Source organism: Micromonospora sp. NPDC005806 (genome assembly GCF_042871425.1).
Taxonomy (GTDB): Bacteria; Actinomycetota; Actinomycetes; order Mycobacteriales; family Micromonosporaceae; genus Micromonospora.
In genome coordinates this window covers 152,932-163,686 of the sequence record NZ_JBIAIL010000015.1, presented here as the reverse complement: position 1 = coordinate 163,686, position 10,755 = coordinate 152,932, and the positions used below count along the sequence as shown (strand labels likewise).

The 10,755-nt window shown below is 75.1% G+C and carries 11 protein-coding genes; 2 read left to right on the top strand and 9 right to left on the bottom strand.

All coding sequences use genetic code 11. From position 1 onward, the window contains the following. Positions 1-180 precede the first annotated feature (180 nt). From ACFYOS_RS18230 to ACFYOS_RS18195, 8 genes are all read right to left on the bottom strand, one after another. Positions 181-561 carry an Rv3654c family TadE-like protein gene (locus ACFYOS_RS18230; protein ID WP_387142464.1) on the bottom strand — a complete coding sequence of 127 codons (381 nt, stop codon included), beginning with the start codon at positions 559-561 and terminating at the stop codon, positions 181-183. Between the two features lie 8 nt (positions 562-569). Continuing rightward, entirely contained in the window at positions 570-887 is a 318-nt protein-coding gene (locus ACFYOS_RS18225; RefSeq protein WP_387142461.1) for a TadE family type IV pilus minor pilin, read from the bottom strand. A 275-nt stretch (positions 888-1,162) separates the two neighbouring features. Then, on the bottom strand, positions 1,163-1,330 hold the full coding sequence (locus tag ACFYOS_RS18220; protein WP_278150112.1) for a DUF4244 domain-containing protein: 168 nt from the start codon (positions 1,328-1,330) through the stop codon (positions 1,163-1,165). A 22-nt stretch (positions 1,331-1,352) separates the two neighbouring features. Next, a complete protein-coding gene (locus ACFYOS_RS18215; RefSeq protein ID WP_387142439.1) occupies positions 1,353-2,090 on the bottom strand; it encodes a type II secretion system F family protein in 738 nt (245 codons plus the stop codon). Then, complete coding sequence (locus tag ACFYOS_RS18210) at positions 2,090-2,686, bottom strand: type II secretion system F family protein (RefSeq protein ID WP_387142436.1); 597 nt, start codon at positions 2,684-2,686, stop codon at positions 2,090-2,092. Before ACFYOS_RS18210 ends, ACFYOS_RS18215 begins: the two co-directional genes overlap by 1 nt. Positions 2,687-3,186: 500 nt before the next feature. Next, on the bottom strand, positions 3,187-4,398 hold the full coding sequence (locus tag ACFYOS_RS18205) for a TadA family conjugal transfer-associated ATPase (protein ID WP_387142434.1): 1,212 nt from the start codon (positions 4,396-4,398) through the stop codon (positions 3,187-3,189). Beyond that, the gene (ssd, locus tag ACFYOS_RS18200) at positions 4,395-5,498 is read right to left on the bottom strand and encodes a septum site-determining protein Ssd (protein ID WP_387142431.1); all 1,104 of its coding nucleotides are present in this window, start codon (positions 5,496-5,498) and stop codon (positions 4,395-4,397) included. The genes ACFYOS_RS18205 and ssd overlap by 4 nt, the downstream gene beginning before the upstream one ends. Positions 5,499-5,811: 313 nt before the next feature. Continuing rightward, on the bottom strand, positions 5,812-6,156 hold the full coding sequence (locus ACFYOS_RS18195; RefSeq protein ID WP_109801669.1) for a VOC family protein: 345 nt from the start codon (positions 6,154-6,156) through the stop codon (positions 5,812-5,814). A gap of 542 nt (positions 6,157-6,698) precedes the next feature. On the opposite strand from ACFYOS_RS18195, the gene ACFYOS_RS18190 reads away from it, so the two are divergent. Then, positions 6,699-7,505, top strand: a complete 807-nt coding sequence (locus tag ACFYOS_RS18190; RefSeq protein WP_387142428.1) for an HAD family hydrolase — start codon at positions 6,699-6,701, stop codon at positions 7,503-7,505. Between the two features lie 29 nt (positions 7,506-7,534). On the opposite strand, the gene ACFYOS_RS18185 is transcribed toward ACFYOS_RS18190, so the two are convergent. Further along, complete coding sequence (locus tag ACFYOS_RS18185; protein WP_387142426.1) at positions 7,535-8,281, bottom strand: oxidoreductase; 747 nt, start codon at positions 8,279-8,281, stop codon at positions 7,535-7,537. Between the two features lie 276 nt (positions 8,282-8,557). Between ACFYOS_RS18185 and acs the strand changes: the two genes are divergently transcribed. Next, positions 8,558-10,546, top strand: coding sequence for an acetate--CoA ligase (gene acs, locus ACFYOS_RS18180; RefSeq protein ID WP_387142423.1), 1,989 nt, complete (start codon positions 8,558-8,560; stop codon positions 10,544-10,546). Positions 10,547-10,755 lie beyond the last annotated feature (209 nt).

Below are 10,755 nucleotides of genomic sequence, written 5' to 3'. Positions count from 1 at the left end.
GGGGGGGCGGGCCCCCCCCCCCCGCCCGGGCCCCCCGGGGGGGGGCCCCCCCCGCGGGGGGGGCCGGGGGGCCCCCCCCCCCCGGGCGGGGGGGGGGGGGGGCCCGCCCCGCCCCCCCCCCCCCCGACCCCGCGGGAAACCGATGCCGACCTCGGCGTCGCCGACCCGGTCGACCCGGGCTCAGCCGCGCACCGGGCCGGCCCGGGAGGTCGCCGTGGCCGTACGCCTCAACCAGGGCACCGGGGTGACCGCGACCTCCACCGTCACCAGGACGTCGAGCCCGTCGAGCCGGCAGGCCACCAGCCGTCCGCCGTTGGCCCCGGCCAACTCGCCGGCCCGCGCGCACGCGGCCTCATCGCCGTCGAGCGCCCGACCGGCACCCGCCAGCGCGCCGAAGTCGGCCGCGGCGTGGGCCTGCTGCCGCGCCACCCGAGCGGCACCGAGCGCCGCGCCGAAGAGCCCGACCAGCACGAAGACCAGCCCGACGGCGAGCAGGCAGATGGTCGCCCCGCCCCGGTCCGCCGTCCGCCCCGCTGGTCGACAGGTCTTCCACGACAACACCTTCCGTCTCACGGTCGGGGCCCGGGCGTCCCGGGTTCGACGGCGGCCACCGCGGTGGCCGAGACGGTGAACCGGGGCAGCCGGGCGCCGAGTGTCCGGACCGGGGCCCGGACCGTGGCGGTGACCCGGTCACCGGAGACGGTCACCGAGACGTCGGCGCCGGCCGGGGCGTACCGGGCGCCGACGGCCGACCCGGACTCACCCCGGGAGGCGGCGAGCGCCGCCTCCCGGGCCGCGTCGAGGCAACCGGCCCGCGTGGTCACCGCATCGACCGCGGTGAGGCCGGCGAAGAGCAACAGGAGAAGCGCCGGCAGGCCGGCCGCCAGCTCGGCGGTGAAGGAGCCCCGCTCCGCGTCACCCCACGGCCTCCGCCGCCGGGTAACGGGGACCGCCGGCGAGGACGCGACGACCCGCGTCGGCGCCCCGACGGACGCCGCGGGGTCGGGGTGGTCTCCTGCTCCACCAAAGCGGCGGCACGGTTCTGCCGGCACCGGCAGCCCGGGGAACGACTCCGCCGGCACCGGACCCGACGGCGATCCGTCGTGGCGTGGTGCCGCCAGCCCCGGGCCGCCCGGGCGGCGGCCGGCCCACCGGCGCCCCGTCACTTCAGTGCCCGGTCGATGACGGCGGTGAGGGCGGACTGCACGTTGCCGGAGGTGAGCACCTTCAGCAGGATGCCGGCGAAGGCCACCGCGGCGAGGGTGCCCACGGCGTACTCGGCGGTGTTCATCCCGGCGTCGCCGCGCAGGCGGCCGAGGAGTTTGCGCATGTCGTGCTCCTGTCGTGAGGGATCACAGCACGTCGCCGAGGACGGCGACGATCACCGGCACCAGACCGGCGAGAATGAAGGCGGGCAGGAAACAGAGCCCGAGCGGCAGCACGATGAGGACGCCGGCTCGCCGAGCGGCCGCCTCGGCCGCGGTGGCGCGGTCGGACCGCAGGTCGTCGGCGAGGCGGGTGAGCGCCCCGGCCAGCGCGGCGCCACTGTCGGCGGAGCGGATCGCGGCGGCCAGCAGGCGTTCCGCACCGGGTACCTGGTCCAGGTGGGCCCAGCCCTCGGCTGCCGTGCCGCCGAGCTCCAGCGTCCGGCCCACCCGGCCGAGCCGGTCGGCGAGCGGCCCGCCGAGCGCCTCGGCGACCGCCAGCACCGACCGGTCGACCGGCGCGCCCGCCCGGAGCGCAGCCACGAGCAGATCGGCGGCGAGCGGCAGCTCGGCGGCCTCCCGGAGGCGCCGGTCGCGGACGGCCCGTGGCTCGACGCGCCGCAGCAGGCGGTCCGCGACCAGACCGGTCAGCGCCCCGGCGAACAGCCCGACCCAGCCACCGACCACGACGAGGGCAGCTACTCCGGCAGCCCCGGAGGCGAGCCGGACGCGGTCCGGCCACCAGGTTGGCCGGGCTCGTTCCACGGTCGACGGTCGGGCCAACGTCCGCAGCCGCCGGCCCGGTCGGCCCACCGGCATGCCCACCACGACCACCAGCAGCGCCGCCCCCGTCAGCAGAGCGGCAGCCACCACCTGCCGCGACATCAGGTGGCCCGCCCCGGCGTCGCCCCGAGCCGTTCCGCCCAGAGCAGCCCGCCGATCTGCAACGCGACGGCCGCGAGGGCGCTGCCACCACCGACCGTCGTGCGCAGCAGCACGCCGACGGGGTCCACGCCGATGGCGTAGCCGAGCCCGATGCCACCGAGTGGCAGGGCGGCGAGCAGCCACGCGGTGGCCCGCGCCCCGGCCGCCTGGGCGCTGGCCGCGGCCAGGCCACGGTCGCTGGCGCGGGCGTCCGCCTCGACCCGCTCGAGCAGGTCGGCCAGCGGCGCCCCGGTGCGGTCGGCCAGCCGCACGGCGGCCCGGGCCAGTCGGGCGATCCGGTCCGGCCCGTCGGCGAGTGCGAGCGTGACCGGCAGGCCGGCCCGCAGGTCGGCGGCGAGGCTGCAGAGCTGGTCCAGTTCGCCGCGCCGGGCACGGTCCGCCAACTGACGGGCATGTCGGCGGCGGACCGCGCGGGCCCCGAGGGCGGCGTACGCGGCCAGCCCCACCGCCCCCACCGGGCCGCCCAGCACGGCACCGGTCCCGCCGCCCAGCAGCACGGCCACCAGCGGAGCACGCCGGTTCAGGAGGATCGCCACCCGGTCCGATGCCCGCCGGCCGGCGGTCGGCGCGGCCGGCCGGGCAGCGACCAGGCTGCTGGGCCCCGACCCGGCCGACCGGGGCGCTGCTGGGCGCTCGGGATCCGACGCGACGGACAGCGCGGTGCGGGGACCACCGGCGATCCATCTGGCCGGCCCGGCCGGGCTGCCCGAGGGCGAGCCGGGTGAGCGAACGGCCCGGAAGATGCTCGATGTCGCCGGCCGGAGGACGGCGGACGGATGCGCGGCGTCCCGCCGATTCGGAGGTCGGCCCGGCAGTGGCCGGTCCACGGTGGACTCACTGCCACCTCGTTTGCCCCGAGGAACCGGGGTCGCCCGGCGTCCAGCGCTCGTCCGGGGCTGCACCGACCCGCGTCCCATACCGGGAGCCGGCGGCGGGCCGAGGACGGCGCGGCGACGGGCCCGGGCCGCGCGTACCGGCCAGGCCACCACCGTCGCGGCGCCGGTCAGGAACGCGGTCACCAGCCAGGCTGCCCCGGTCACGCCGGCCCCGCCGAGCCCGGCCAGGCCGCGCACAGGATGGGCGGCACGGTGACGTCGCGCTCGCGCAGCAGCGCGCCGAGGGACCGGGCGGCGAGGCCGAGGCCACGCCCGCGTATCCAGGCGGGGACCACGCTGGCCAGGCGGTCGGGCCCCTCGGGGAGCAGCAGGCTGATCGACTCCAGCACCCGTCCCTCGGCGGTCCGGCGTACCTGGAGGAGCACCTGGAGCGCCGCGGTGACCTGCGCGTGCAGGGCGGCCCGGGGCAGGCCACCGAGCAACCCGAGCGCCTCGAGCCGGGCCGGTACGTCCGTCGGGGTGTTGGCGTGCAGCGTCCCGGCGCCGCCATCGTGACCGGTGTTCAACGCGGCGAGCAGGTCCACCACCTCCGCGCCCCTGCACTCGCCCACCACCAGCCGGTCGGGTCGCATCCGCAGCGCCTGCCGGACCAGGTCGCTCAGGCCGACCGCCCCGGCGCCCTCGACGTTCGATGTCCGTGCCTGGAGCCCGATAACGTGCGGGTGGACGGGTCGCAGCTCGGCGGCATCCTCGACGAGCACGATCCGCTCCGTGGCCGGAACCAGCCCCAGCAGCGTGTTGAGCAGGGTGGTCTTGCCGGAACCGGTGCCACCGCTGACCAGGTACGCCAGCCGGGCCGCCACCACGGCGGCGAGCACCGGAGCCACCGGGCGCGGCACGGTCCCCTGCTGGACCAGCTCGTCGAGGGTGAACGGGCGCTGCCGGAAGGTGCGTAGCGAGAGGTACGGACCGTCGGTCGCCACCGGGGGCAGCACGGCGTGCAGCCGGGTGCCGTCGGGCAGGCGGGCGTCGGCGTACGGGGAGCCGTCATCGAGCCGCCGCCCGGCGGCCGCGATGAGTCGCTGCGCCAGCCGGCGCACGTCGTCAACCGTGCCGAGCGGCACGGCCACCTGGTGCAGCCCTTGTCCCCGGTCGACCCACACCCGCGTGCCGTTCACCAGCACATCGGTGACCTGCGGGTCGGCCAGCAGCGAGGTGAGCGGTCCGGCGCCGACGAGGTCGTCGTGCACCCGGTCGGCGATGCGCAGCAGTGCGGTGTCCCCGAGCACGGCGGCGCCGGCCTCGGCGCGTACGGCGGAGACGATCGCGGCGGGGGTGACCGGGGTGGCCGCGGCGGCGAAGCGGTGCCGGACGCGGGCGGCCAGCTCCCCGGAGTCGGCCGGGCCGGTCACGCCGCGCCCGTCGCCGGCTCGCCGGTCAACTCGGCGAGGATCCGCTGGCAGAGGGCGGCGAGCGGTCCCTTGCCGCCGGCCGCCGGCGCCTCGCCGCGTTCCAGCCCTCGGCAGAGCCCCGGCTCGGGGCGGAGCGTGCCGGCGAGCGGCAGGCCGAGCGCCCGGGCCACCTCGGTGGCCTTGAGCCGGCCCGGGGCGGGACCCCGCACGATCACGGACAGGTCGGCGCAGTGCGGCGCGGCCTCGGCGACCACCCGGGCCGCGGCAGCGGTGGCCCGCAGCTCGGCCGGTACGACCACCAGGGCCCGGTCCGCCGCCTGCAACGCGACGACGGCCGCGTCGTCCAGGTGGCGGGGCAGGTCGAGCACCACCACGTCCCGGCCCCGGCGGGCGGCGTCGATCGTGGCGGCCATGGCCTCGGCCGGCAGCGGCAGGCGGTCGCCCCGGTCCCACGAGAGCACGACGAGGTCACCCCGGCTGGGCAGGGCGCGGACGAGCGAGGGCGGGTCGACGCGGCCGTCGGTGCCGGTGAGCCCGGGCCAGCGCAGCCCCTCCAACTGCTCCCAGCCGAGCACCAGGTCGAGGCCGCCGCCAAGCGGGTCGGCGTCCACCAGGAGGGTGCGCCGCCGAGCCCGGGCCGCGGTCACGGCGAGGCCACCGGCCAGCACGCTGGCCCCCGCGCCGCCCCGGCCGCCGAGCACCGCCACGACGCAGGCGGCCCGGTTGCCGGACGGGTCGGCCGCGCACTCGGCGAACCGGTCGACCAGCCACGGCTCGGCGGCGGGCAGGGTCGCGACGTGCTCGGCGCCGATCAGCTCGGCGATCTCCGTACCCGGATCGAGGTTGCCGGTCCGGCCGACCAGCACCGTCCGGGGGCGCCGCGGCAGCCGGGACCGCAGGCAGGCCTGCGCCTGGTCGGCGCCGACGAGCACCAGCGGGGCCGGCGTCCAGCGGGCCCGGACGGCCGCCGGGTCGGCGGCCAGTTCTACCTCCGTGCCGCCCGCCGCGGCGAGCCGGAGCAGTTCGTCGAGGAGGTCGCCGTCCGCGGTGACGAGCAGGGGAAGGCGACGATGCGGCGGGAGCGGGGTACGGGGCGGCATGGCGGCCTCCAGCGGTCGGGCTCGGGGTGCTGCGAGGAAGCCTGGCGGGGCGGGCGGCGTGAAACCGCCCGGGTGCCGCCTCCTGTGGAGAACGTGCGCGGCTGTGGACGGTCCCTGGAGAACGAGTGGATCTGTTATGGACAGCGCGGGAAGGGCAACAATCTTCCGGCCGGGCGGCGATCAGCGGCCGACCGGGGTTTTCGGCAGCCTGAGCCGGAGAACGGAAGGAGCTGGGGACTTGTTGCTACTGGTTTCGCTGCCTTCCTGCTGCCTGGACTGCCCCTCGGCCTCGGCGGGCCGCCGAGCCGGCGCGTCAGATCGCGACCGGGTGGCGCGGTTCGTAGAGACCGAGTTCGCCGCCACCGGGCAGCCGCAGCGCGGTTCGCAGCCCCCACCGCTCCTCGGTGACCGGGATCGTGAACTCGACGCCCTTCGCGGCCAGGTCGGCCATCGTCGCCGCGACGTCGTCGCACATGAGGAAGAGTTCGTGCGCCGGCTCGCCCTCGGTCGGGTGCATGGCGAGCTCGGCCGGCGGGAGCTTGAAGATGAGCCAGCCATGGCCGGCGTCGACGTGGTGGTAGCCGAGCGTGTCCCGGAAGAAGGCACGGTCCGCCTCGGGGTCGCGGCTGTAGATGATCACATGAGCACCATTGATCATTCACCGACCATAATGCGAGGTCCGATGTGGCAAGGCCGATCTCGCCAGAAAATGCCGCCGCTGCTCGCACAGCCCCAACTGTCGAGCCACCGGTCCTCACCGCTGTCGATCGTCGTGCTGCCCAATCCCTTGGTCTCCGGTCGCTGGACGGTAGCGCCCAACCGCGATCAGCCCTTCGCGGCCGCTTGCGGTTATGGCGACCTGCGGCGGAGCAGCGCGCTCAGAAAGGGACGACCCCCGTCGGGGGGAGACGGGGGTCGTCGGAGGTTCGGCTCCGGGGGGGTCGAGCCGAACCGACTCAGCGGTCACGGGGGGTGCAACCGCCGAGGGCCTCGCGGTCGACGAGAGGTGAACTCCCGTCGCGGACAAGCATGCCGCAGCGGACCCGGCTACGTCGAGTGGTGTTCGCTCCACCCACCGCTAATTTGTGTTCGGAGAGTGTGACCGTCATCACTCTGTGCAGAAACGCAACGATCACTCTCCGCTGCGGGTGCCCCCCGGGCACCCGCCGGGAGCGGCCCGTCCGGCTAGACTTTCGCGCCGTGGGCCGAAGTGCCGCTTTCTTCGATCTGGACAAGACCGTCATCGCCAAGTCGAGCGCTCTGGCGTTCGGTCGGCCGTTCTACCGGGACGGGCTGATCACTCGGCGTGACGTGGTCAAGTCGGCGTACGCGCAGCTGATGTTCCGGCTGGGCGGCACCGACGAGCAGACCATGGCCCGGACCCGGGACTACCTCGCCACGCTCTGCAAGGGCTGGCAGGTGGACCAGGTCCGTCAGATCGTCGCGGAGACGCTGCACGAGCTGATCAACCCCTACGTGTACGCCGAGGCCGCCGCCCTGATCGAGGAGCACCAGGCCGCCGGCCGGGACGTCGTGCTGGTCTCCGCCTCCGGCGAGGAGATGGTCCGGCCGATCGGCGAGCTGCTCGGGGTGACCGACGTGATCGCCACCCGGATGGCGGTCGAGGACGGCCGCTACAGCGGCGAGGTCGAGTTCTACGCGGCCGGCCCGAGCAAGGTCGACGCGGTGGGCAAGCTAGCCACCGAGCGTGGGTACGACCTGGCCGACTCGTACGCCTACTCCGACTCGTACAGCGACCGGCCCCTGCTCGAGTGCGTGGGCCACCCGACCGTGGTCAACCCGGACCGGGCGCTGCGCAAGCTGGCGGTGGAGAACTCCTGGCCGGTGCTGGAGTTCCGGCACCCGGTCCCGCTGGGCCGGCGGCTGCGCGAGCGCCCCGCCGTGCCCGTCGCCGCCGCGGCCCTCGGGGTCGGGGTCGGGGTCGCCATCGGCATCGCCTGGTACGGCCGGCACCGCCGCACCCGCGCCGCCGCCCCCACCGCCTGACCCAGGACCGGGAGCGGGCTCGGGTGCGATCAGGAGGCGGCGAGAACCTCGTCGCCGATCAGGGCGATCTGGTCCGCGCCGACCTCGACTGCGGCCATGTAGTGACGCAGCCAGGAGCGCAGCCCGTCCGGCGTGCCGGTGGCGAAGGCACCGGCCGCGCCGACGTACTCGGGCTCCCGCTCCCGGTGGCCGACGTCGACGGCCACCAACCCACGCGGGTCGAAGCCGGTGGAGATCAGCACCAGCCGGGCGGCGGCCCGGGCCACCACCCCGGACGGGCCGGCGAACGGGCGCAGGTTCAGCAGCTCGCCGTGCACCACTGCGGCCAGCACCAGCGGCGGGACCTTGGTCCCGCCGGCGACCAGCCTGGCCAGCCCGTCGAGGCGCGCCGCCACCACCGGGTCGGACACCGGCCGGCCCAGCTCCGGCTCGGCGACGATGTCCCGGGCGCCGAGCACGTGCAGCCGGGCGAGGGCCTGCCGGGGGGCCTTGGGCCAGAGTTCGCTCAGCCCGGGCAGCGCCCCGGCCACCCGCAGCGCCCCCTGGAGCACCGGATCGGTGACCGTGCCGGCGCGTACCTCCTCGCGCTCGTGCGCCCGGCCCTCCAGCGCGGCGCTGGCCACGGCCGAGCGGAGGCTGACCTCGGCCGCCACCTGCCCGCCGTGGCGGCGCAGCGCGCGGTGCCGGTGGGCCTGGTCGACCCGCTCGCGAGCCCGCTCGACGGCGGGCGCGATGTCGGCGAGCGCGAGCAACGGGGCGAGCGGATCGGTGGTCACCCCGCCACGCTAGCGACCCACCGGCCGCGCTCGGCCGCCAGCCGGCCGGAACGCGACACGAACCACCCCGGATACGCCCTGCGGCAAGCCGGCCACCCGCGGTGAGAAGGGGAACCTTCTCTACCGGAGGCGTTAAGCAGGGGGCCCTTCCTTACATCTCGGCGCGTGTCGGGGGCCGCTGGGCGCGAGATGACGGGCCAGCCTGTCGCGGGGGACCGGCCACGCGACTAACCTCAGCGGCGTACGAGACGCAGGTCACGCGACGAAGGAGTACGCATGAGCGAGGCATTGGCCAACTTGCTGAATGAGACGCGCCAGTTCCCGCCGCCGGCCGAACTCGCCGCGAACGCCAACGTCAAGGCCGACGCGTACGCCGAGGCGGCCGAGGACCGGCTCGGCTTCTGGGAGCGCCAGGCCGACCGCCTGACCTGGGCGAAGAAGTGGGACCAGGTCCTCGACTGGTCGAACGCGCCGTTCGCGAAGTGGTTCGTGGGCGGACAGCTCAACGTGGCGTACAACTGCCTGGACCGGCACGTCGAGGCCGGTCGGGGCGACAAGGTGGCCATCCACTGGGAGGGCGAGCCCGGGGACACCCGCACCCTCACCTACGCCGACCTGCACAAGCTCACCTGCCAGGCGGCGAACGCGCTGACCGACCTGGGCGTCACCGCCGGGGACCGGGTGGCGATCTACCTCCCGATGATCCCGGAGGCGGCGGCCGCCATGCTGGCCTGCGCCCGGATCGGCGCCACGCACAGCGTCGTGTTCGGCGGCTTCTCCGCGGACGCGCTGACCAACCGGATCCAGGACGCCACCGCCAAGGTGGTGATCACCGCGGACGGCGGCTACCGGCGGGGCAAGCCGTCGGCGTTGAAGCCGACCGTGGACGAGGCGGTGGCCAAGTGCCCGTCGGTGGAGCACGTGCTGGTGGTCCGCCGCACCGGTGAGGACGTCGCCTGGTCGGCGAAGGACCACTGGTGGCACGAGACGGTGGAGACCGCCTCGCCGGAGCACACCGCGCAGGCGTTCGACGCCGAGCACCCGCTGTTCATCCTCTACACCAGCGGCACCACGGCCCGACCGAAGGGCATCCTGCACACCACCGGCGGCTACCTGACCCAGACGTCGTACACCACGCACGCGGTCTTCGACCTGAAGCCGGAGACCGACGTCTACTGGTGCACCGCCGACATCGGCTGGGTCACCGGGCACTCCTACATCGTGTACGGCCCGCTCTCCAACGGCGCCACCCAGATCATGTACGAGGGCACCCCGGACACCCCGCACAAGGGCCGGTTCTGGGAGATCGTCGACAAGTACCAGGTCACCATCCTGTACACCGCGCCCACCCTGATCCGCACCATGATGAAGTGGGGCGAGGACATCCCGGCCGGCTACGACCTGTCCTCGCTGCGGCTGCTCGGCAGCGTCGGCGAGCCGATCAACCCGGAGGCGTGGATCTGGTACCGCCAGCACGTCGGCCGGGGTCAGCTGCCGGTCGTCGACACCTGGTGGCAGACCGAGACCGGGGCGACCATGATCTCCCCGCTGCCGGGCGTCACCGAGGCCAAGCCGGGCTCGGCGATGACCGCGCTGCCGGGGATCGTCGCCGACGTGCTGGACGACCAGGGCCAGTCAGTGCCCAACGGCGGCGGTGGCTACCTGGTGCTCACGGAGCCGTGGCCGTCGATGCTCCGCACCATCTGGGGCGACGACAACCGGTTCATCGAGACCTACTGGTCGCGGTTCGGGGCCGGCGCCAACGCCGGCGACGAGTGGGTCTACTTCGCCGGCGACGGGGCGAAGAAGGACGACGACGGGCACATCTGGCTGCTCGGCCGGGTCGACGACGTGATGCTGGTGTCCGGGCACAACATCTCCACCACTGAGGTGGAGTCGGCGCTGGTCAGCCACCCGTCGGTGGCCGAGGCGGCGGTGGTGGGCGCGACCGACCCGACCACGGGCCAGGCGATCGTCGCGTTCGCCATCCCGCGCGGCAACGCCGAGACCTCCGGCGAGGCCGGCGAGCAGCTCATCGCCGACCTGCGCAACCACGTGGCGAAGACGCTCGGCCCGATCGCCAAGCCGCGGCAGATCATGCTGGTGCCCGAACTGCCGAAGACGCGCTCCGGCAAGATCATGCGCCGGCTGCTGCGGGACGTCGCGGAGCACCGCTCGCTCGGCGACGTGACCACGCTCCAGGACTCCTCGGTGATGGACCTGATCTCCTCGGGCATGGGTGGCGGAAAGTCCGACGAGGACTGACGGCAGGCGTACGGAATCAGGTGGGTGACGGTCCGGACGGGCCGTCACCCACCGTCGTTTTCCGGCGCACATCGGGATTTCGGTGGAGGCGCGGCAGGCTGAACGGGCAAAGGCCCTGTGTCACCCCTGCCAGTGTCATTTAGGTTCAGCCGCACCGGTTGGGTTCGACGGGCGTGATTGCCACGCTCGACCGGCCGGTTCTCTTTCCC